The 21,441-nt window shown below is 54.0% G+C and carries 19 protein-coding genes; 10 read left to right on the top strand and 9 right to left on the bottom strand.

The annotated features are described in order from the left end of the window. Positions 1 to 92 precede the first annotated feature (92 nt). Positions 93 to 1,133 carry a DUF475 domain-containing protein gene (locus tag VSS37_RS19835; protein WP_324698032.1) on the top strand — a complete coding sequence of 347 codons (1,041 nt, stop codon included), beginning with the start codon at positions 93 to 95 and terminating at the stop codon, positions 1,131 to 1,133. Positions 1,134 to 1,151: 18 nt separating this feature from the next. After that, a complete protein-coding gene (locus VSS37_RS19830) occupies positions 1,152 to 1,607 on the top strand; it encodes a tellurite resistance TerB family protein (protein ID WP_324698031.1) in 456 nt (151 codons plus the stop codon). Here the strand turns inward: VSS37_RS19830 and nhaR are convergent. After that, on the bottom strand, positions 1,585 to 2,508 hold the full coding sequence (nhaR, locus tag VSS37_RS19825) for a transcriptional activator NhaR (RefSeq protein ID WP_324698030.1): 924 nt from the start codon (positions 2,506 to 2,508) through the stop codon (positions 1,585 to 1,587). The genes VSS37_RS19830 and nhaR overlap by 23 nt on opposite strands. Before the next feature lie 81 nt (positions 2,509 to 2,589). Then, the gene (locus VSS37_RS19820) at positions 2,590 to 3,318 is read right to left on the bottom strand and encodes a LytTR family transcriptional regulator DNA-binding domain-containing protein (RefSeq protein ID WP_324698029.1); all 729 of its coding nucleotides are present in this window, start codon (positions 3,316 to 3,318) and stop codon (positions 2,590 to 2,592) included. 390 nt (positions 3,319 to 3,708) lie between these two features. On the opposite strand from VSS37_RS19820, the gene VSS37_RS19815 reads away from it, so the two are divergent. The 8 genes from VSS37_RS19815 to VSS37_RS19780 are packed head-to-tail and all read left to right on the top strand — an operon-like array spanning position 3,709 to position 12,000. Then, the gene (locus tag VSS37_RS19815; protein WP_324698028.1) at positions 3,709 to 4,572 is read left to right on the top strand and encodes an FAD binding domain-containing protein; all 864 of its coding nucleotides are present in this window, start codon (positions 3,709 to 3,711) and stop codon (positions 4,570 to 4,572) included. Positions 4,573 to 4,576: 4 nt separating this feature from the next. Beyond that, the gene (locus tag VSS37_RS19810; protein ID WP_324698025.1) at positions 4,577 to 5,053 is read left to right on the top strand and encodes a (2Fe-2S)-binding protein; all 477 of its coding nucleotides are present in this window, start codon (positions 4,577 to 4,579) and stop codon (positions 5,051 to 5,053) included. Between the two features lie 13 nt (positions 5,054 to 5,066). Continuing rightward, complete coding sequence (locus VSS37_RS19805) at positions 5,067 to 7,472, top strand: aerobic carbon-monoxide dehydrogenase large subunit (protein WP_324698023.1); 2,406 nt, start codon at positions 5,067 to 5,069, stop codon at positions 7,470 to 7,472. A 20-nt stretch (positions 7,473 to 7,492) separates the two neighbouring features. Next, positions 7,493 to 8,092, top strand: a complete 600-nt coding sequence (locus VSS37_RS19800) for an SRPBCC family protein (protein WP_324698021.1) — start codon at positions 7,493 to 7,495, stop codon at positions 8,090 to 8,092. 32 nt (positions 8,093 to 8,124) lie between these two features. Further along, a complete protein-coding gene (locus VSS37_RS19795; RefSeq protein WP_324698020.1) occupies positions 8,125 to 9,012 on the top strand; it encodes an AAA family ATPase in 888 nt (295 codons plus the stop codon). Positions 9,013 to 9,017: 5 nt separating this feature from the next. After that, positions 9,018 to 10,193 carry a vWA domain-containing protein gene (locus tag VSS37_RS19790; protein ID WP_510952329.1) on the top strand — a complete coding sequence of 392 codons (1,176 nt, stop codon included), beginning with the start codon at positions 9,018 to 9,020 and terminating at the stop codon, positions 10,191 to 10,193. 38 nt (positions 10,194 to 10,231) lie between these two features. After that, positions 10,232 to 11,287, top strand: a complete 1,056-nt coding sequence (locus VSS37_RS19785) for an XdhC family protein (RefSeq protein WP_324698017.1) — start codon at positions 10,232 to 10,234, stop codon at positions 11,285 to 11,287. Then, positions 11,284 to 12,000 (top strand): hypothetical protein, encoded by a 717-nt coding sequence (locus tag VSS37_RS19780; protein WP_324698016.1) that lies wholly within the window; start codon positions 11,284 to 11,286, stop codon positions 11,998 to 12,000. Before VSS37_RS19785 ends, VSS37_RS19780 begins: the two co-directional genes overlap by 4 nt. 22 nt (positions 12,001 to 12,022) lie before the next feature. Here VSS37_RS19780 and guaD read toward each other — a convergent pair whose 3' ends face one another. The 7 genes from guaD to VSS37_RS19745 form a co-directional block, all read right to left on the bottom strand. Then, on the bottom strand, positions 12,023 to 13,330 hold the full coding sequence (guaD, locus tag VSS37_RS19775) for a guanine deaminase (RefSeq protein WP_324698014.1): 1,308 nt from the start codon (positions 13,328 to 13,330) through the stop codon (positions 12,023 to 12,025). A gap of 167 nt (positions 13,331 to 13,497) precedes the next feature. Next, entirely contained in the window at positions 13,498 to 16,245 is a 2,748-nt protein-coding gene (locus VSS37_RS19770) for a DEAD/DEAH box helicase family protein (RefSeq protein ID WP_324698013.1), read from the bottom strand. Between the two features lie 2 nt (positions 16,246 to 16,247). Next, positions 16,248 to 18,023, bottom strand: a complete 1,776-nt coding sequence (locus VSS37_RS19765) for a site-specific DNA-methyltransferase (protein ID WP_324698011.1) — start codon at positions 18,021 to 18,023, stop codon at positions 16,248 to 16,250. A gap of 83 nt (positions 18,024 to 18,106) precedes the next feature. Then, positions 18,107 to 20,419: an AAA family ATPase gene (locus tag VSS37_RS19760; protein ID WP_324698009.1), complete on the bottom strand. Its 2,313-nt coding sequence runs from the start codon at positions 20,417 to 20,419 to the stop codon at positions 18,107 to 18,109. Next, positions 20,416 to 20,622 (bottom strand): hypothetical protein, encoded by a 207-nt coding sequence (locus tag VSS37_RS19755; RefSeq protein ID WP_324698008.1) that lies wholly within the window; start codon positions 20,620 to 20,622, stop codon positions 20,416 to 20,418. Before VSS37_RS19755 ends, VSS37_RS19760 begins: the two co-directional genes overlap by 4 nt. 69 nt (positions 20,623 to 20,691) lie before the next feature. Beyond that, a complete protein-coding gene (locus VSS37_RS19750; protein WP_324698007.1) occupies positions 20,692 to 21,186 on the bottom strand; it encodes a PIN domain-containing protein in 495 nt (164 codons plus the stop codon). After that, on the bottom strand, positions 21,179 to 21,430 hold the full coding sequence (locus tag VSS37_RS19745) for a UPF0175 family protein (RefSeq protein WP_324698006.1): 252 nt from the start codon (positions 21,428 to 21,430) through the stop codon (positions 21,179 to 21,181). Before VSS37_RS19745 ends, VSS37_RS19750 begins: the two co-directional genes overlap by 8 nt. Positions 21,431 to 21,441 lie beyond the last annotated feature (11 nt).

Genomic DNA, 21,441 nt, shown 5'->3' with positions numbered 1-21,441 from the left:
GCGCAAGGCCTCGGGCAGTGCGCTTATGATCTGGCAGGCATCTGATGGTAGATGCCTGTTTTGTTTGACCCTATGATAAAGTTAATAACGCTATGATGCAGGATTTCAAGTATTCGTTTTTAGTCACCATCCTCTGTGTCGGCCTGGCGATTTGGTGGGGCGCGACCACCTCGATGGGCATTGCCACCGCTGTGTTCCTGGTGTTGGTTTTGGGCATCATGGAAGTGAGCCTTTCATTTGACAATGCCGTGGTGAATGCCTCTGTCCTGAAGGAAATGGACGAAAAGTGGCAAATGCTGTTCCTGACGGTCGGCATCCTGATCGCTGTATTCGGCATGCGCCTGATTTTCCCGATTGTGATCGTCGCCATTGCGACCGGGTTGGGCACGTTTGATGTCGTGCATATGGCGTTGAACAATCCCGAAGAATATTCCCGGCATTTGATGGAAAGCCACGCAGGCATCGCTGCATTTGGCGGCATGTTCCTGTTGTTGGTGTTCCTGAGCTTTATGTTTGACAACGAGAAAGATGTCCACTGGATTCATGTGATCGAAGAACGCATGAGCGCCATGGGCAAACTCGATGTGATCAGCGTGCTGCTGGCCTTGATCGTGTTGTTCCTGTTGCAGGAATTCCTGCCCATTAGCGATGCAACCCGTTTGACTATCCTGGTGGCTGGCTTGGCGGGCATCGTGCTATACATTGCCGTCAGCAGCCTGGATATGTTTTTTGAAGACGAGGCGGAAGGCGACGCGGTCGTAAAAAGCGTCAAGCGCAATGGTTTGGCGGGCTTTTTATACCTTGAAGTCCTGGATGCCTCATTCTCGTTTGACGGGGTGATCGGTGCCTTTGCGATTACCAACGATGTCGTCATCATTATGCTGGGTTTGGCGATTGGCGCCATGTTTGTGCGTTCCCTGACCGTGCATTTGGTGCATAAGGGCACATTGGATGAATACATTTATCTGGAACACGGCGCGCATTACGGGATCGGCGCATTGGCGGTCATTATGCTGTTCAGCATCCACTACCACATCCCTGAAGTGGTCACAGGCCTGATTGGCGTGACATTCATTGCCTTGTCAATTGTTTCGTCTTTGCGCCACAAAAAATTACTGGCGAACACCCAATAACGCTTAAGGAGATTATCTATGTCATTTTTTGATACCTTGAAACAAAAAGCCGGGGAAGCCCGTGCAAAACTGGCGACCGAAGTCGGCAAATTCCGTAACCGCGAATTCATGGAAGCCTGTGTCGCCGGTTGCGCTTTGGTGGCGGCGGCAGATGGCAATATTGACTCTTCTGAAAAACAGAAGATGATGAAATTCATCCAGCAGTCCGATGAATTGAAAGTGTTTGAAACCAAAGATGTCATCGCCTTCTTCAATAAGATTGTAGAAAACTTTGAGTTTGATAATGAGATCGGCAAAGCGGAAGCCCTGAAAGTGATCGGCAAGCTGCGCAGCAAACCGGACGCCGCCCGTCTGATGGTGCGGGTCTGTGTCGCCATTGGCAGCGCCGACGGCTCGTTTGATGATAAAGAAAAACAAGTGGTGCGTGAAATTTGCCGTGACCTTGGTGTCCCTATGGAAGATTTCGGCCTGTAATCAAACCGCTGGTTTGTAGCCAATCCTGCGCACTCTTGGTGATTGCCAAGACCGCAGGATGGCTAATCCGCCGCTCAACAGAAATCGCAAAAAACTGCTCCATCACCCCGTCTGCCCGCCCAATGCACTGGATGTCCACTTCCTGGGTAAAGGTGCCTTCCTGCACCGATGGCGCGATGAAGATGCCCGCCCCCCCAAAACCAAACGCCCGCATCAGTGCGCTGTCATCAAACTCCCCAATAATTTTCGGCTGCACTTTCTGCTGGTGAAACCAGTTCATCAGTTCATTACGCACGGAAGTGCCCTCACTGGGAATCAGCAATGGTGCATTGTTCAGGCTTTGCGGAAACTTACCCCGCAATTGCGCCGCCACCTTGGCATGCGCAAAAAAGCTGATGCCGCTGAAACCCAGGCGATGGGAAAACCCCTTGATCGGCATGGTGTTGGGCAACGGCTTGTCCGCAATCACCAGTTCAATGCGGTGCATGGCCAGCTCCCCCAACAAATCCTGCAACGGGCCTTCGTTGCACACAATGTGGATGGGCGGATTGAGCAGCATCGCAGGCTCCAATAGCTTGTAGGCAATGGTTTTAGGCACAACATCGACAATGCCGACCCGAAACAGGCGCTCCTGCCCGGATGGATGGTTTTGCAAGGCCTGCTCCAAAGCGCTGCCTAGCTGGAAAATCTCATCCGCATAGCGCCGCGCCGTATGCCCGGCGTCTGTCAGCTCCAGGTTACGGCCTTGCTTGCGGAAAAGCTTGACGCCAAGGGACTCTTCCAACAGCTGCAATTGCCCGCTGATGGTTTGCGGCGTTAGCTTGAGGCTTTCACAGGCGCGGCTAATGCTGCCGGTGGCCGCAACTTCCCGAAAGTAGTATAAGTGTTTGTAATTTATCATGGTATTGTATAGAAAAATTAAAATGGCAGGCGGAGGGGCAATCCTGAGAATGTCTCCGCACTAAAGATTCAAATTGACGTTTTAAGCCATGCCCAGCAACTGTTTCAGGTAGGTTGCTTTGCTGCGGCTGATCGGCACCTTGATATCGTCCATGTGCTTCATGATCAGGTAACATTGGTCGTCGATCTTTTCAAAGGCCATGGCGAACATTAAATTGACAAGATAACTGCGATGCACGCGGAGGAAGCGTTTCTTGTTCATGCGATATTCCAGTTCCGAGAGGGATAAATTACAAAAGTAGCTCCCTTCCTCAGTATATAGGGTCGAATACTTGCCGTCCGCCTTGATTCCGGCAACCGATTCCAGGTCAACAAGCAGCACGCCCTTATTCTTGTAAACCGGCAGTTTGTACAATTCGCGAGGTCGCTCGCTTATATCTTTTTCATCATCGTCTTCACCCGGCCTGGTGGCCAGATCAGTCAGGTCGTAGAAAACCATGCAGGTGCCAACCGCACCGTCCCTGCCATGCATTTTCGATACCTTGATAAGCAACACCCGTTCGGGGATGTTGATCATCATGGTCATGGGGGGCGGTGAATTGATGGGGCAGGATGAGCTTTCCAGCAACCAGCGAACCTTGTCACGGCTGGCTTCCGGGTGTAATTGCAAAACTTCCTGGCCTACCAGATCGCCCGGTTTGGCAGCCAGGGTTTCCATGGCAAAACTGTTCATTGCTGAAATGCGGTTGTCCGCATCCAGCCAGACCATGCCCAGTTCAAATTGCTGCAATTTGTGGTGGATAGACTCCACTGTTGATCCTGTAAATTAATCAGACTATTTATAATCCTGGCATCTAAAGCGTCAGGTGTTTTTGCGCGGCTCCAAAGCGGTACCTGCAATAAATCCCCTCGAAACGGGCCTGTATTGAGCCTACAAGTATAGCCCAATGAATAGGGGTTAACAGAGACCCTACCGGCCTCGTGGGTGGTGTGATGTGCCTGCCTGTGAAATATTATAAATACCTTATTATTAATGAGTTTTTTCTTCTTCCGCTCGATTGTTCATACGCTATATCCGCTATTGGTGTCAGGAATCCGCAGTTCATTCCTGGTGTGTTGTCTTCCCGTCAGGCAGGGGTAGAGTAGTGGACAAGCGGGGCGCTGCAATGGCCTCCCGGCACTAAAAATGGAGGAGGAGACAATGATTCCGAGTGGTTTTGAATATCACGCCCCTTCCAGTGTGAACGATGCGCTCAAGCTTCTTGCAGAACACGATAACGCCAAAATCCTGGCGGGCGGGCATAGCCTGCTGCCCATGATGAAACTGCGCTTTGCCGAGCCTGATCACCTGGTGGATTTGAATGGCGTAGCTGAACTGAAGGGTATCCGTCTGGATGGTGACACAATCTGCATCGGTGCCATGACGACCGAAAGTGAACTGATTGCATCCGAGGTTTTGCGCGAACACTGCCCGCTGATAGTCGATGTCGCCAAGTTGATCGCTGACCCGCAAGTGCGTAACAAAGGCACGATCGGTGGGGACATTGCCCATGGTGACCCCGGCAATGACCACCCTGCGCTGATGTTGGCGCTGGATGCCGAACTGCTCATCCGCAATTCACAGGCGGACAGGGTCGTACCTGCTGCCGATTTCTTTCTGGGAACCTACTGGACGGCGCTGGAAGAGGGAGAAATCCTGACGGAGATTCGTGTGCCGGTTTTCCAGCCCCATACGGGTTACGGCTATAACAAGCTCAAACGCAAGACCGGCGATTTCGCCACCGCAGCTTCACCCGTCGTTCTTACCCTGGATGGCGATAGCTGCCGCGACATCCGCATTGGCTTGACCAATGTGGCGCCCATGGCCATTCGTGCAACAGCAGCGGAAGACCTGTTACGCGGTCAGGTGATCACTGACAGCCTGATAGAACAGGCAGCGGAAAAGGTAATGGCTGCCTGCGAGCCAGTCGAGGATCTGCGCGGGGACGTTGAATACAAAACCCACATGGCGGCAGAGATGGCTCGCCGCTCCATGCGTGACGCCCTGGAGCGGGCAAGGAGCTGACACCATGGCCAAGCAACACATTATGTTCAAATTGAATGGCCAGCCGATTGATGCGCTGGTCGAGCCACGCGAGTTGCTGGTTTACGTTATCCGTGACCAGCTTGGTTTGACCGGCACCCATGTCGGTTGTGATACCAGCCATTGCGGTGCCTGCACCGTGGATCTGAACGGGCAATCGGTGAAGTCCTGCACCGTCCTGGCTATCCAGGCCAATAAGGGTGAAGTGCTGACTGTGGAAGGTCTGGCGGATGCCTCCGGGTTGCACGCATTACAGCAATCCTTTATTGACGAGCACGGTCTGCAATGCGGCTTTTGTACGCCCGGTATGTTGGTGCGCGCCTACCGTTTCCTACAGGAAAACCCCAACCCAAGTGATGAGGAAATTCGCGTGGGCATGGCGGGCAACCTATGCCGTTGCACCGGCTACCAGAACATTATCAAGGCGGTGAAGTCGGCTGCCCAAAAACTGCAACAGGCGTGAGGAGGAACAGATCATGGCAACAAGCGCTGAAGGCATCACCACTCAAGACCCCATCCAAGGCATCGGCTGTTCCCGCAAACGCAAGGAAGACCCTCGCTTTGTGCAAGGCAAAGGCAATTACGTTGATGACGTGAAAATGACCGGCATGGTCTACGCGGATATTGTGCGTAGCCCCTATGCCCATGCACGCATCAAATCCATCAACAAGGAAAAGGCGCTGGCAGTACCAGGCGTGCACGCCGTATTGACGGCAGACGACCTGAAGCCCCTGAAACTGCACTGGATGCCAACGCTGGCAGGCGATGTGCAGGCCGTACTGGCGGATGAAAAAGTCCACATGCAATACCAGGAAGTGGCGGTCGTCATTGCCGACAGCCGTTACATCGCGGCTGATGCAGTCGATCTGGTTGAGGTCGAATACGAACCGCTGCCGGTGCTGGTTGACCCACACAAGGCGCTGGAGCCGGATGCGCCCATCCTGCGGGAAGACACCGTCGGCAAGGATAATGTCGGCCAAGGCCCGCGCAAACACCCTAACCATATATTCAGCTGGGAAGTCGGCGACGCCAGTGCGACAGAGCGGGCGTTTGATACGGCTGAAGTCAGTGTGGCACAGGAAATGTACTACCCGCGTGTACACCCCAGTCCGCTGGAAACCTGTGGGTGCGTGGCCTCTTTCGACAAGGCCAGAGGGCATCTGACGGTCTACATTACCTCGCAGGCGCCACATGTGGTGCGTACCGTGGTTTCCCTGTTATCCGGCCTGCCGGAAAGCAAGATTCGGATCATTTCCCCCGATATCGGCGGTGGTTTCGGCAATAAAGTGGGGATCTACCCCGGTTACGTGACGGCCATCGTTGCCTCCATCGTGCTGGGACGTCCGGTGAAATGGGTGGAAGACCGTATGGAACACCTGTCTACCACCGCCTGGGCGCGTGATTACTGGATGAGTGGTGAACTCGCCGCAGACAAGGAAGGCCACATCAAAGGCTTGAGAGTAAAGGTGCTGGCTGATCACGGTGCGTTCAACTCACACGCGCAACCCACCAAGTGGCCCGCCGGGCTGTTCAGTATCGTCACGGGTTCCTATGACATCCCCACGGCTTACGTCAAGGTGGATGGTGTTTACACCAACAAATCACCGGGGGGCGTTGCTTACCGCTGCTCCTTCCGCGTCACCGAAGCGGTCTATCTGATTGAACGCATGATGGATGTGCTGGCGCAGAAGCTCGGTATGGACAAGGCTGAAATCCGCCGCCGCAATTTCGTGAAAAAGGAACAGTTCCCCTACGACACCGCGCTGGGCTGGCAACTGGATAGCGGCGATTACCACACCGCTTTGGAAAAGGTGCTGGACGCGGTGGATTACGCAGGCTTGCGCAAGGAGCAGGCGGAGAAACGCGCCCAAGGCGAGCTGATGGGTATCGGTCTGGTTACCTTTACCGAAATCGTGGGCGCAGGGCCGAGCAAGGCCTGTGACATTCTCGGTGTTGGCATGTTTGATAGCGCTGAAATCCGGGTGCATCCTACCGGCAGCGTGATTGCCCGCATGGGTACCATCACCCAAGGGCAGGGGCATCAAACGACTTATGCGCAAATCATTGCGACGGAACTGGGCCTGCCTTCCGAGGATATTCAGATTGAGGAAGGCGATACGGATACCGCCCCTTACGGCCTGGGTACTTACGGATCACGTTCGACGCCGGTAGGTGGTGCGGCCACCGCCGTGGCTGCGCGCAAGATTCATGCGAAAGCACAGAAAATTGCCGCTCACCTGTTGGAAGTCAGCGAAAACGACCTGGAATGGGAAGTCGATCGCTTCAAGGTCAAAGGCTTGCCAGGGCAGGAAAAAACCATGAAGGAAATCGCCTGGGCAGCTTACAACGATGTGCCTGAAGGCATGGAAATGGGGCTGGAGGCAGTGGATTACTACGACCCGCCCAATTTCACCTATCCGTTTGGCGTTTACCTGTGTGTGGTGGATATCGACAAATACACAGGGCAGGTGCACGTCCGCCGTTTCTATGCATTGGACGATTGCGGTACCCGTATCAACCCGATGATTATCGAAGGGCAGATTCACGGTGGTCTGAACGAAGGTTTCGCTGTAGCCATGGGCCAGGAACTGCCTTATGACGAAGACGGCAATCTAATGGGTAATACCTTTATGGATTACTTCATCCCGACCTTTGTCGAAACGCCGTATTGGGAAACCGACTACACCGTGACCCCATCGCCACATCATCCATTGGGAGCCAAAGGCGTGGCCGAGTCGCCGCATGTGGGCAGCATTCCGTGCTTCACTTCAGCGATTGTTGATGCATTCGCACATCTGGGCATCACCCACATGAATATGCCGCACAACGCCTACCGGGTCTGGAAGCAAATCCATGAACTGGGCCTGGATAAACGCGGTTAGGGTAGTCAGGGAGGAGATACATGCACGTTAATCTGGACAAGACTTTTCCCATTGAAGTACCGCTCAACAGCGCCTGGAAATTCCTACAGGATATTCCCGGTGTGGCCAGTTGTATGCCGGGGGCGGAAATCACTGAAGTTGTCGATGACCGCCATTACAAAGGCGCAGTCAAGGCCAAGCTTGGCCCGGCTACCATGGCGTTCAATGGCGATATTGAAGTTAAAGGTATGGATGCCGCCAAGCACGAATTACAGCTGCTTGGCCGTGGTCAGGATACCAAGGGCAGTTCCTCTGCTGAGATGGATCTGACTGCGCAACTGGTGGAAACCGGCAGCAATGCCTGTGAGCTTAAAGGAAGTGCTGTGGTAACGGTAAATGGCAAGGCAGCCAGCCTGGGCGGGCGCATGATGACGCAGGTAGCCGATCAGATTTTGAACCAGTTCGGCAAAAATTTTACTGCTCATGTTCTGGCCACGCAGGAAGGCGACGCTGCTGCCGCGTCTGAGGCCCAGGAACGTCTTGCAGAGCAACCCAAGGAACTGAACGGGCTGGCCTTTGCCTGGTCGGTGATCGTGGGGTTCTTTCGCAGCCTGTTTGGAGCAAAAAGTTCCAGCAATTAAATAGCGGGTGAGGATCGCAAAGGTGGCGCATTATGACTGAACACAATCGGGTCGGTGAATTGCAGCAGAGCCTTGCCGGAGCTGGGTATATTGCTGACCGGGCATTGGCCGCGACCCTGTTGCTGTTCACCGAATTGCAACGGCCTTTGCTGCTGGAAGGTGATGCCGGTGTCGGCAAAACCGAGGTGGCGCGTGTTTTGTCAGACGTGTTTGCCTGCCCGCTCATCAGATTGCAGTGTTATGAGGGGCTGGATGTCAATTCGTCTGTGTACGAATGGAATTACCAACACCAGTTACTGGCAATCAAGTTGCTCGAGCGGGGCGAAGTGTCACCTGACAGCGCGGAGCAGCATATTTTCAGTCAGAAGTATTTGCTGGAAAGGCCGCTGTTGCGTGCGATTACCCAGCCAGATTCCCCGGTACTGCTGATTGATGAAATCGACCGGGCCGATGAGGAATTTGAAGCCTACCTGCTGGAGTTACTGTCTGATTTCCAGATCAGCGTTCCCGAGTTGGGGACCATTACGGCGCGCAGTCGGCCTTATGTCATTCTGACTTCAAACGGTACCCGTGAACTCAGTGATGCCTTGCGCCGCCGTTGCCTTTATCACTACCTGGAATACCCGGATTTCGATAAGGAACTCAGCATTATTCATGCACGGGTGCCTGAAATCGGGCCGCAACTGGCCCGGCAGGTAGTGGCTTTCGTGCAGGAGCTACGCAAGCAGGATTTACGCAAGAAACCGGGCGTGGCGGAAGCCCTGGATTGGGTCGCTGCTTTGCTGAATCTGCGGGTAACAGGTTTGGCGGAAGACCCGCAAGCCGTGGTGGATTCCCTGGTTTGCCTGCTTAAAACAAGGGAAGACCGCGCAGCGATTCACGAGCCTTTATTGGAGCGATTAATCGCCCAGGCGGTGTGAAGCGGATGAACGCAACGCCAACAAACCTTGCAACTTCCATTCAGTCCCGTTTGGTGGGTTTTGTGCGCATGGCGCGCTTCAACGATTTCCGGGTAGGTGTCGCGGAAGAAATTGATACCCAGCGGGTCGCCGCTTTGTGCGGGGTTGATGATGTCCAGCGTTTGCGCTGGGGCTTGCGTGCGCTGCTGTGCAATAACCAGGATGACTGGGAGCGTTTCGACGAATTGTTTGATGCTTATTGGCGGCCCGGCAATGTGCGGCAACGCATTCAGGAACAGCCACGCGCCGCAACCTTGCGGAAACCTTCCCAGGATGCAGGCAGTGCTTCCGGTAATGCCAATCAGCCTGCTGCCAGTGAAGCGGACGAGCCGGGTTATGACGAAGGCGACAATGCTGCTCCAACCGGTGTGCGTTCCGGTGCCAGCGCATTCGAGCGGATGGCAGGTGCTGATTTCCGGCAGCTTGTTGACGATGGGCAAATGCGGGAACTGGAACGTTTGGCAGAACAGCTTGCACGCCATATGCGGCGACGCCTGATCCGACGGCAGAAGGTGCAGCGTCATGGTCGGCGTATTGATTTACGCCATACCTTCAGAGCCAGTCTCCGCTATGGCGGTACGCCGCTGGAACTGGTGTTTCGCCACCGCTACCGTCGCCCGCCACGTTTATTGCTGATTGTGGATGTCAGCCGTTCGATGTCGCTGTACAGCAATGTGTTCCTGCGCTTTGCCCGTGGCATTGTCAATGCGTTTCAGGAGGCCAGTGCTTTTGCCTATCACACCACGCTGGTGCCGATTACGGAGGCCTTGCGCCAGTCAGACCCGATACGGATGCGCACCAGTCTGGCGCTGATTTCGCAGGGTTGGTCTGGCGGAACCCGGATTGGCGAATGCCTGGAAAAATTCAACCGGGATTATCGGCGTCTGCTGACCAGCCGGACATTGGTGATGATTGTCAGCGACGGGCTGGATACCGGCGAGCCCGCTTTACTGGCCAGACAACTGGCTGACATTAGGCAACAGTGCCGCAAACTTGTCTGGCTGAGTCCTTTGCTGGGCAGGGAAGGTTATGAAATCAAAACGGCATCCATGCTGGCAGCCTTGCCACACATTGACGTATTGGCTCCAGCGCACAATTTGCAAAGCCTGTTAGCGCTGGAAGACACGCTGAGCAGCCTTTGACAGTGGCTATTGAAACAGATAGCAGGAGGTATTCATTTATGTTGATGCAAAGCGATACGGTTCTGGACAGGGCTGCCTCCCTCAAGGCTGAAGGCAAGCCGTTTGCGCTTGTCACAGTGGTGCGATGTGAAGCGCCGATATCGGCACGCCCAGGAGCCAAGGCGGTGGTGGATAGCGAAGGCAATATCGACGGCTGGATTGGGGGCGGTTGCGCCCAACCTGCGGTCATCGACACAGTGAAAAAAGCTCTGCAAGACGGTCAGGCCAGATTGATTCGGATCAGCCCAACGCGGGATGCAGCCGGGGAAGAGGGAATCATCGACTTTGGCATGACCTGCCACAGCGGTGGAATGCTGGAGATCTTCATTGACCCGGTTGTTCCCCGGCCTATGCTGCTGATTATCGGTGCATCGCCAGCCGCGCGGAGTCTGGCTGTGCTGGCTTCCCGTGCCGGTTTTGCAGTGACAGTCGCTTTTCCTGATGTGGATGCGGAGATGTTCCCGGATGCAGACAAGCTGCTGAACACCTTTGAGGCAAGCCAGTTACAGGGTTATCGGTCGGCTTTTGTGGTGGTGGCGACCCAGGGCAAGCGGGATGAAGCAGGGCTGGAATTCGCGCTGGCCACGGAAGCTTCCTACATCGCCTGCATTGCCAGCAGGCGCAAGGCTGAAAAGCTGCGTGCCTACCTCAAGGAACGTGGGCACGATGCGAAACGGGTTGACGCCATTATTGCGCCAGCAGGTTTGGATATTGGTGCTGTGAGCAGTGAAGAGATTGCGGTATCGGTGCTGGCTGGTGTGATTCAGGCCAGACACCCACGCAACATCAGTACGGTACAAACCGGGAAAAAGGTCGAGCTGCCAGTTTGGTCGCCAGTTTCGGTGCAGGCCAAGCCGGTATATGCCCAGATACAGGCAGTGGAATCTTCCGGCCACGCCATTGATCCGGTCTGTGGCATGCGTGTGGCAATGGCGGGGGCTGAATTCACCGCTGAATACCAGGGAACCCGTTACTTTTTCTGCTGCGCCGGTTGCCAGCACAGTTTCGAAAAGTCACCCGAGCAATACCTTGAAACAGAGGCAAGCAGTGCATGAAAAGCTTTCACTTGTCGCCGGGATTGATGTATGGGAAGAATCCAGGTTCTGGTAGGCTGTCCCGGCTTGATGAAGTGTTGGCTGTAATGTTCCTGCTGGGGTGCGCGGTGTATCTCAGCATATGGCTGCTGGGGGTGTATGTATACCAACTGCCAATGGCCATTCTCCTGGCGATTCCTGCCGCGTTATTGTTTCTTTATGGGTGTGCCACCTGCGCCCGGCGGTTTGGCATGCTGCGGGAACTCGTTGTCATGGCCTTGCTCGGCTACCTTGGCATGCTCATCGGTTTGATGGCAGATTATGGTGAGTTGGGCTTGCTGGCTTTGAGCAATGAATTGTGCCGGGTTCCGCTTGGCAGTGGCTGGATGGGCTGGAGGGATAAGTTTGTGCAGGCGCCGTGGACACATGTAGGCATGTTTATCGGTTGCAACCTGGGCGGTTGCTGGCGGCGTCGTCTATTCGCACATTCCTCATCGCGTCAGTTGCTGCTGGGCATTCTGGCGCTATCAAATGTGGGCATGTTGTTGGGTATGTCCCTATCTCACAACCTGTTTCCCCCACCAGATGACAATCTCGCCCGGCAATTGCTGCAAATGCCAATACAGATGTCATTGCTAATGGCAGGGGCGATGATCGTTTTCAGGGAAGGGGCCTTGTACCTGTGCAAAGCGATGGCCGTCCCCCACTCAAGTCAGGTTATGAGGCGCTGTTAGAGGCCTGCATAAGTGCGCCATCCTACAGGCCCATGATCCTGGTTTGCGCAACCACCCGGTCATCACCCAGCATAATCAGCACAAACAGCAGCTCGGCAATCGTCTGGCAATGCTGTATTCGCCGTGCCAGCAACGGTGTTGCCGCCGGGTTCAGCACCACAAAATCGGCTTCCTTGCCAGGTGCGAAATTACCAATCCTGTCATCCAGGTACAACGATTTGGCACCGCCCAGGGTTGCCAGATACAGCATCTGGAACGGGGAGAGCTTGTTACCACGCAACTGGGTGACCTTGTAGGCTTCATTGGCGGTCTGCAACAGGCTGAAGCTGCTGCCTGCGCCCACATCTGTACCCATGCCGACACGCACGCCGTGTGCTTTCACATCCATCAGGTCAAACAGGCCGCTGCCAATGAACAGGTTGGAGGTCGGGCAGAAAGACGCCGCTGCACCCGTTTCCGCCATGCATTGCTTGTCGGCCTCATCCAGATGGATGCAATGCGCCATCACCGAGCGCGGTTTCAGCAGGCCATGCTGGTGGTAAACATCGAGGTAGCTACGGCTTGCCGGGAACAGTTCGCGCACCCACGCCACTTCGTCGCGGTTTTCCGCCACATGGGTGTGCAGGTAGACATCCGGGTATTCTTCCAGCAATTGCCCCGCTTTGCTGAGCTGTTCCGGCGAGGAAGTCGGCGCAAAGCGTGGGGTGACGGCGTAGGACAAGCGTCCGCGTCCGTGCCACTTTTCGATTAACGCCTTGCTTTGCTGGTAGCCGGTTTCGGGCGTGTCCTGCAAGTATTCGGGGCAGTTGCGGTCCATCATCACCTTACCGGCAATCATGCGCAGGTTGCGGGCTTCCGCTGCCTCAAAGAAAGCGTCCACCGATTCTGGGTGCACGGTGCCGAACACGCAGGCGGTGGTGGTGCCGTTGCGCATTAACTCATCGAGGAAGGCTTCAGCGACTTCGCGGGCGTGTATGGGGTCGGAGAACTGCTTTTCGGTGGGGAAGGTGTAGATTTCCAGCCATTGCAGCAGCTGCTCGCCGTAAGCCGCAATCATGTCGGTCTGTGGGTAGTGGATGTGGGTGTCGATCATGCCGGGGATGATCAACTGGTCGGGGAACACCTGCAATTCGCAGTCATCCGGCAGCTTCTCCAACATCTCGCTGGCAGACCCGCAGGCCGTCACGTAACCGTCTTCGACCAGCAGGATACCGTCTTCGAAATATTCAACCTCGGCAGGCATGGGGCTTAATTCATAGCCGGGGTCATCCAGCAGGTGCAGGATGGCGGCGCGGAAGGCTTTTTTGCCGGAAGTCTTGGGTTGATTCATCAATTCGCCTCTCGTTGGTGCTGATTCAATGCTTTGCAACGTAATCGTCCAATTGTTGCAGATGCCGTGCCATAACTGCTGGGGGCGGAATTTAGCAAGGTCTCACGCAATTGTCGGCTTTGGGGTGGAGCACCTGTGACCCCCTTCGCAATAGCTGTAACCCGGATTTATTGGAAGCGCAGGAAATCCATTAGCTTATAGTCTTCCCGCACTTCATCATGGGGAACCAGCAGGTAATGCCACGGCTTGGTTCCCTGTTCCTGTGCGTAAGTGGATGCATGCTGGCACCAGCGGCGAGCGGCATTTGCTTTGGCCTGCACCTCCTGTGAATCCATATCCGTTTTCGCTTTGGTTTCCACCACCAGGATGGCGGTGTCGGTTTCTGCCACAAAGTCCGGCACGTATTCCGGCTGCTCTGTCCCCAATTTGTAGTAAATCTGGAACTGGCCTTTGACGGGTTTGAACCACTTTTGCGCGTCACGTTCCAGTATCACGGCGAAACGGCGCTCGGTGTCAGAATCAAATTTCTGCAACGGGTAAAGGCATTTTTCAAAGCCAGCAAACAGCATTTGTTTGATCTTGCTGGTTTCCAACACGGTTTCACGGTAGGAACTCGGCGGCTGGTTGGCATTTGCCGTGAAGTTGCACGTTTTCAACGGAGTGAAACCACGGCTGACCTGCACTTCGTAACCGCTGGCCCGTTCCCAGAAATGCTTGAGCATTTGCGCGTGGATTTCGCGGGCGATCAGGCGACGATCCTTGTTCAGCACGTTGTGCGCTTCGTCTTCCGACAGGTAGGAGCGCAGGTGTGCCACCATTTGCCCGGCCAGATCGTAGAGGATTTCCTTCTGGCTGAAGTAGTCGATGTCGTCGTAATCAATCAGGGCGAACACGACGTAATCTTCCAGCCGCTGTTCCTGTTTGCCTGCATCGGCTTTGAGGTGGAATTGTTCGTTGGTGCGCAGCATCTGCCCGACCAGTTCGCGTTCACCGGGTTGCAGGTGCAGGCCGCTCACATCCAGTTTGAAGGGGTGGAAGCCGGTTTCGACTTCGCCGGTCGGGTTGACCAGTATGCGCGGGATGTCGATGGTTTGTTGCACCATGACTTCGGTGGTTTTGGCGACAATGGTGGCGAGGTCGGGGGTATTTTCGGCAGTGAACAGTGTGCCTTGTTGCGGGGTCAGGCGTTCGCTGACTTCGATAGCGATGGCTTGCTGGATTTCTGGGGCTAGCAATGCCTGACTGGTGGGAACAAGGTCGCGTTTGGCGGCGTAGCTGGCGGCGACTTCAGCAACGACACGGGCGGTTTCGCGCTCGGTTTCGGTTTTGAATATGGGAGTAGAAACCCCTCCTAACCTCCCCTTATCAGGGGAGGAACCGGAAGATGGCACGTCCCGTCCTCCCCCTGATAAGGGGGAGTTAGAGGGGGTTTCTTCTCTTCGGCCTTCTTGCCCCAGCATCGTTTCATAATTCGGCCTGATTTCGATGCTGACCTTTTTGTCATCGGGTGTGGGCGCATCCAGAATCACGCGCTGAAGCCGGATCGGGGAATCACCCTGGTTGGCTTCGTCAATGATTTCCTGAAAGCGGTCGTGGGCGACAATGTTGAGACGATCCACGGCGGGGTTGCCGGTGCGTTTGCCGTAGGGCAGGCGCAGACCGCGCCCGATGGACTGTTCAATCAGGGTGCGAGCGTTGGCGGCGCGTAGTGGTACGATGGTGTAGAGGTTGGTGACATCCCAGCCTTCCTTGAGCATGTTGACATGGATGACGATTTCAGTCGGTTCATTCACACTTTCCACAGCCAGCAGGCGGGTGATCATTTCCTCTTCTTCCGCGCCGGATTTGCTGCTGTCGACTTGTATCGCCTTGCCCTGATAACGCCCCTCGAACAGGGTTTGCACCTTGTCGAGCAGTTGCGCGGCGTGGGTGGTGTCGCGGGCGATCACCAGCATGAAGGGCTTGACGATGGGCACGCTGTTTTCGCGGGCGTGGGTGATCAGTTCCACCTTGGTGATTTCGTGCAGGCGGATGCCATCTTCCAGCTTGATGCGTTCGATTTCATCCGGGGTGTGGGCGGCAGCGGTAAAGCCGCGCTGGGTGACGACTGCCGGTTCCTTGACGAAGCCATCCGCCATTGCCCGCGCCAGCGGGTAGTCCATCACCACGTTTTTGAAGGCGACCGGGCCACGGCTGGTTTCCACGAATGGGGTGGCGGTGAGTTCCAGCCCGAACAGCGGCTTGAGTTCGTTGATGGAGCGCACCCCGGCGCTGGCACGGTAGCGGTGCGATTCGTCCATCAGCATGACCAGATCGGGCAGGTTGGCAAGGTAGTTGAAATAGCTGTCGCCCAGCACTTCCTTCATGCGCTTGATGCGCGGTTCCTTGCCGCCACGCACTTCCGAGTTGATCTTGGCGATGTTGAAAATGTTGATGGTGACGGGGGAAAGCAGGCTGCCCTGCACTTGCGCAGCGCGGTATTCGTAGTTGTCGCCGGTGATGATTTCCGGTGGCTGGAACACGAAATGGTGGATGCCCTTGAACACGTATTTAGGCGTATTCGGGGTGAAATCGGCAATCAGCTTGTTGTAGATGGTGAGGTTGGGGGCAAGCACAAAGAAGTTGTTGATGCCGTAAGCCTGATGCAAATAGGTGATGAACGCGCCCATCAGACGGGTTTTGCCCACGCCGGTCGCCAGTGCGAAGCACAGCGAGGGGAATTCACGCTCGAAGTCTTCCAACGTAGGGAACTGCGTTTTCAGGCTATCCAGAATACCGCTGAGGTCGCGTTCGCCGCTTTGCCGCATGGCGGGGGCGGTTTCCAGCGCGGTTGCCAGTTTTTGCAGGGATTCGGCCTGCGGCGGGCGCAGGGAAAGGCTGGTTTTGATGTCGTGCAGGGTTTGGCTACGTGTCATGGTTATTCCCCTTCCCCAAACAGGCTGGTTTGCTGCGGGTTGGCTGCTTTGCTTGCTGGTTTTTCGGCAGGTTGTTCCGGTTCGGGTTGCGCCATTGGCAGGTTGGCGACGTTGAGGCTGTAGTCATCCTTGCCCCATTCGCACAGGTTGAGGATGCTGTTGGGGATTTTCTTCAGGGTGAGGTTGGGCCAGTGGCGGCTGGCTTCCTCGCCGCTGATGCCGCGCCAGGCGGCGGCGATGATCAGCAGGGAACGGTGTTCGCCGACTTCTTCCGCCAGCACCTGCAATTGTTCCAGGCTGAGGTTCTGGGTGGTGGCGTAGAGGAAACTGCGTTCGTTGGCGTGGCCTTGTTGCCAGAACACGGTTTCGGAGGGGGCGTAGGTGTAGCCGTGCTGTTTGCACAGGGCTTCGCTGAGCATGGCGGCGTTGTAGTCGGCATTGATGGTGAGGTTGCCCCAGCGGTCGCGCTCCAGCAGGGAGGGGGCGAGTTTGTAATAGCGGAAGCCGCCGCCGCCTTGCCAGTCCACCGCCTTGCTGATGCCGCCCTGATCCGTGCCGTCGATGACTTTTTGCAGGCGCGGGATGATGTGGGTGTGGCAGTGGTCGCCCAGCTCCACCATGATCCACTTGCGCCCCATCTTGTGCGCTACCGCGCCGGTCGTGCCGCTCCCCGCAAACGAATCCAATACCCAATCCCCCGCATTCGTCGCTAAGTCAAGACATCTTTTGATCAATGCTTCTGGCTTTTTACCTTTAGGAAAGTTTACTGCACCTTCGTTATGCAAATTATTCGATAGAAGGTCATCCCATATAGATGTCAGTGACTCTCCAGCAACATACTCCCCATCAATAAATTTGAGCTTATCTGAATAAAAAAGTACTCGCTCACCATTAACAAAATACATATCAGAATGATTTTCTCGTTTAAGTAGCATAACTGTATGAGGCTTTGCTTTTGAACGATCAATCATTCCTCTCGCTTCATTACTTACAGCTTTGTAGTCTGGTCTTGCTAAACGAACAACTCTCTTTGCATTTTTCAGTACAAACTTGGAAAGTAATTTTTCATATTCATCACCTAGAGCCTTTTTCAAGCCTTTTTCAGGAAGATCTTGAGAGCGGGCAAACGCTTTTGCCAAGGGTATAAATTCCCATTTAGAAAAGCCCTCCCCAAAATTTTCTATGTATTGACTGTATCGAGTGTCCCTGCTGTCTCTTGCTGAAAATACACGATTCGGCGTCCATGAAGACTTATTTTTCGCATAAATCAAAACAAAATTTGATGTACTGACTACACCAGGGTTGATTGACTTATGTCCTGTTGCAGCACCTTGTTTAAAGGTAATTATGGAAATCCTGTTTGATCTACCAAAAATCTCATCAATAAGAACAATTAAATAGGCAAGCTCGTTATCGTCGATATGAACAAAAAGAGTACCATCATCCGAAAGCAATTTTCGAATGATCTCTAAGCGATCACGAATTAATCCTAGCCAGATAGAGTGTTCTAACCCGTCATCATAGTGTTCAAATGCTTGTTTAGTATTAAACGGGGGGTCGATGTAGACGCATTTGATCTTGCCCGCAAACTCGCTTTCCAGCGCCCGTAACGCCAGCAGATTATCCCCGAAAATCAGGCGGTTGTCGAACTGGTCGGTATCGCCCACGCGGGCAGCAGCGTGGTAGGATTTTGCCGGGTCTTCCAGCAGGATGCGCGGTTCGAGTTTGGGGCGTTTGTCTTTGCCGATCCAGGTGAGTTCGAGTTTGGGTTGGGTCATCTCAAGTTTTACTTAGGTTTGGGCTTAGGAAAAGGAAAGCGGTTTTCTTTAACTAAGCGGATTCAAATTCAGTTTTGCGCCATTTAGCCGGGTTTTCTCAGCGGATACAAACGGCGCGAACCCCCGGTTGTAGACCAATATTCACCGGATTTTGCGCTACGCGGCCAGCCAACCTCCTGATCCAGTAGGTGTTCCGCCAGCTCGTAGACCTGTTCCCCAAAGCGTAGCGCATCAGCATCCAGCAAGTCAGAGGATAGTTGATTGAAATGACAACCAAAAATATTCCTGACCTGCATTATTTTGTGCAGCTCGTCAAAGTAGGGTTGCAGCGGGACAGACTGGTAGCAGCGATTGCCGTCAGCGTCGATGGTTAAGCGCTCAATTTTCAGGGCAGGCCGCAGCTTTTTATCAATGGCGGGCAGCAAATCGCCCAGCGTATAACCACGCGAATGCCTTGGCAACGAACTCTCGTAAAGCTGGGTCAGGAAGTCCAGCACCGCTTTCAGAATCACCCCCGCTTTGGCACAAACCAGTTGCGGATCAGGGGCGTGTTCGTCCAGCAGCATCCGCAAACGGGTAATGTCGGTAACACTGTTACTTAACATGACTCCCCGGCTACTGTTCCAGCCACTGAGTTCAATGAACTGACATTGGCCATTCGCCAGCCAGCCCCAGCGGTATTTATGCCGCCACGGTTTATAGTGCGTCGAAATGATGCAATGCCCGAAGCGTTTGCTTTCCTCATACAGCATCAGAATCAACCGGTCTGCGTGACGTTCGTCAACGCTTGCCAATACATCATCCAAGACCAGAATGGTGTCTTCCGGCTTGTTCATCCCAGCCAACGCAAGAAACACGCACAAGCCCAGCGTATCCAGATGCGATTCGCTGAAATAAGCCTGCGGCGGCACTTCCTCTGCATTGAAATTAGCGCCAAGTTCAAGCGATGCCCGTTTATTGGGGTCAAGGGTAAGACTGATTTTGTCCAGCCCTTCACCGCAATGGACAGCTTCATAAAGCCGCCCCACTTCCGTGGAAATCTGGCTCAGGATGTTGTCGGTGAATGTATGCCGTTCTTCCCGTGCAATATCCAGCGCCTGATTGAGCTTTGGCAACAAATCACTGAGTTCTTTTTGTTTCTGCTCGTTGTCTTTGAGGTTTTCCAGCGCTTTTTCCAGCGCGATTCGCCTGTTCCTGAATTCCCTGCGTGAGGATTCGGCGCTTTTCCAGCCTGCCAGCAGATCATTGTGTTCTTCCAGCCATGCGGGCCAGCTTTCTGGTTCGTCGGGGATTGGGTGTGCAGGTAGCTGAATGCCGGGAAGTGATTGAATCTTTTCGACCTGTTGGGCAAATCCGGTTTTGTGCGTGGCAGATTTCTCTCTGGACTCCTTGACCCGGCTTTCGGCCTGCTCCAATGCCCTTGCGGCTTTTGTTTTACTGTCCTGTAGCTGATTTAACTTGCCCAGTTCATTATGGAATGTCAGCTTTTCGTTGATTCTTTCAGCGAGGCCACCAACTTTTTCATCACTGCCACACAGGGGGCAAACCGAAGGATTGGGTGTTTTGCGGAAATAGTTTTGCGCCACCTTGAGTATCTCAACTATATCTGCCGCATCCTGGGCGGCTTTGCTTTGCTGCTGGGAGAATGCTTCCTGCGCAGCAAGGGCTGCTGTTTTAGCTTTTGTATGGTTTGCCAGATGTTGTTGAAACTCATCTGAAAAATCAGTCAGACGACGGTATGCCTTCTGGAGGTCATCAAGGATTTTTGCCTCATCCTCTATATGGGCAATGTCTTGGGTGGACTCTGTTTTCGCCCATGCAAGCGCACCTTCTATAGGTCTGCCTGCACTTTCCCAATGACGTCCGATTTCATCCCGGTTCTCTCGTACAAGAGCAGCGTAGTCGTTTTGGTAGCGATCAGTGTCACGGATTAAATCACTCAGCGTTTTCTCGGCGCTTTCAATGGCAGTAACATCAATGAAGTGCTTGATTGCGTCGTAACGCTTGCCATCTGTGGCTTCGATTAATTCCAGAATCTGTTTTCGCCTCAGTACTCTAACATTCGGGCGGTTTTCTTGGGGTGAGGCAATTACGTTTGATCTGCTAAAAGTTGCCGTGCAACTCCCGGACGATGTTTCGAGTTGAACATGGACATCAGCTTTTCCTTTGCCAGCGGAAGGCCAGTACTTTTCTGTATTCCCCAAGCCCCGATTGTTTAGAGAGCCGACCATGCCGTTACCGAGAAAATCGAATGCATCACAAATGGTGGATTTACCCGTGCCGTTTTCACCATAAATGATGGTCAGCTTCTTCTTTCTTTCAAATGAAAGCGTAAAAGGTTTGACTGAGCCACGCAGATGCCCAATGGTGATTTTTTCCAAAGCCCCGATAGTCATATGCTTTCCTTGCTGTCCATGGCCTTTTCGACGGCTAAGCGCCAGTCTTCCGGCTTGGTTTTTCCCGTAGCCATTTTTTCAGAAAAGCGTTGCATATCCTGCTGGGTTAGAAGCCCTGCCTGCTTTAGTTTTTCGCAGATTATCTTGGCCAGTTCGTCTGAGGGTGAGGTCAACGATTCCGGTGGGGAGGGGGGAGTCGCCATGCAGTAAGCCCTGTTAAATACGATTAATTCCTTATATGGTAATTATTCAGGACATTGTTTGCCAGAATTTTATCCTTCCTCGCCTACATCCCGTAGTACAGCGGCTACCAGATTATCAGCCATATAGATGTTATTGGCTTTGAGATATTCAATGTGGGGGCGGATAGCCGCTATCAACCCGCGTTTTTTTGCACGGCGTAAAATGCCCAGTGTACCAATCCGGGGAATATTGAATCGTTCTGCGACTCGTCGGGCTTGCGAGTCATCCAGCAACACAATGCTGTCTGCAATGGTCTGGGCAAGTGCAATGGCTTCAGCTTCACCTGGGTCAACCAGAATGGATAGCGGTTGAAGTACTTGTGGCTCTGGTGTGCGGACTTCCAGCCACGTCAGTTGGGAAACCGCTTCCGCCCCAGGCAATCCTCTACCTTTAACGGTAACTTCATGCCAAACCGCTGGTGGAACAAGGACTTGTTGATATAACTGGCGCAACAAATCCAGCTGCTCAATCAGGGCTAAAGAAATCAACGGGCCACTATCGGCAACAATTGCAGGCTTAGTCATCCCGCAACTCATCTGCGATTTGATCGTCGCTCAGGTTGACAACAGGGACTTTCAACCGCCCCACTTCAAACATGAAGCGCAGTTTGACCATACCGCAGAATTCGGCGGCTTTGCCCAGTGACAGACGGTGCATTTCAAACAGCTTGACTGCCAGCAGGAAACGTAGTTCTTCTTCCAGTTCTTGCGGTGCTTTGCCGGATGTTACCAATAGGTCATCGGTGTAAGGTATTGATAGGCTGTGCATAGTCATTTTTC

The organism is Candidatus Thiothrix phosphatis, from assembly GCF_035668035.1.
In the GTDB taxonomy this organism is placed as follows: domain Bacteria; phylum Pseudomonadota; class Gammaproteobacteria; order Thiotrichales; family Thiotrichaceae; genus Thiothrix; species Thiothrix phosphatis.
Note: the sequence above shows the minus strand (reverse complement) of the source record. Positions and strands in the feature narration are given on the sequence as shown.

Coding starts and splice junctions, on each gene's coding strand:
- VSS37_RS19835 (WP_324698032.1), top strand. CDS start 93: ATGATGCAGGATTTCAAGTATTCGTTTTTAGTCACCATCCTCTGTGTC.
- VSS37_RS19830 (WP_324698031.1), top strand. CDS start 1,152: ATGTCATTTTTTGATACCTTGAAACAAAAAGCCGGGGAAGCCCGTGCA.
- nhaR (WP_324698030.1), bottom strand. CDS start 2,508: ATGATAAATTACAAACACTTATACTACTTTCGGGAAGTTGCGGCCACC.
- VSS37_RS19815 (WP_324698028.1), top strand. CDS start 3,709: ATGATTCCGAGTGGTTTTGAATATCACGCCCCTTCCAGTGTGAACGAT.
- VSS37_RS19810 (WP_324698025.1), top strand. CDS start 4,577: ATGGCCAAGCAACACATTATGTTCAAATTGAATGGCCAGCCGATTGAT.
- VSS37_RS19805 (WP_324698023.1), top strand. CDS start 5,067: ATGGCAACAAGCGCTGAAGGCATCACCACTCAAGACCCCATCCAAGGC.
- VSS37_RS19800 (WP_324698021.1), top strand. CDS start 7,493: ATGCACGTTAATCTGGACAAGACTTTTCCCATTGAAGTACCGCTCAAC.
- VSS37_RS19795 (WP_324698020.1), top strand. CDS start 8,125: ATGACTGAACACAATCGGGTCGGTGAATTGCAGCAGAGCCTTGCCGGA.
- VSS37_RS19790 (WP_510952329.1), top strand. CDS start 9,018: ATGAACGCAACGCCAACAAACCTTGCAACTTCCATTCAGTCCCGTTTG.
- VSS37_RS19785 (WP_324698017.1), top strand. CDS start 10,232: ATGTTGATGCAAAGCGATACGGTTCTGGACAGGGCTGCCTCCCTCAAG.
- VSS37_RS19780 (WP_324698016.1), top strand. CDS start 11,284: ATGAAAAGCTTTCACTTGTCGCCGGGATTGATGTATGGGAAGAATCCA.
- guaD (WP_324698014.1), bottom strand. CDS start 13,330: ATGAATCAACCCAAGACTTCCGGCAAAAAAGCCTTCCGCGCCGCCATC.
- VSS37_RS19770 (WP_324698013.1), bottom strand. CDS start 16,245: ATGACACGTAGCCAAACCCTGCACGACATCAAAACCAGCCTTTCCCTG.
- VSS37_RS19765 (WP_324698011.1), bottom strand. CDS start 18,023: ATGACCCAACCCAAACTCGAACTCACCTGGATCGGCAAAGACAAACGC.
- VSS37_RS19760 (WP_324698009.1), bottom strand. CDS start 20,419: ATGACTATCGGGGCTTTGGAAAAAATCACCATTGGGCATCTGCGTGGC.
- VSS37_RS19755 (WP_324698008.1), bottom strand. CDS start 20,622: ATGGCGACTCCCCCCTCCCCACCGGAATCGTTGACCTCACCCTCAGAC.
- VSS37_RS19750 (WP_324698007.1), bottom strand. CDS start 21,186: ATGACTAAGCCTGCAATTGTTGCCGATAGTGGCCCGTTGATTTCTTTA.
- VSS37_RS19745 (WP_324698006.1), bottom strand. CDS start 21,430: ATGCACAGCCTATCAATACCTTACACCGATGACCTATTGGTAACATCC.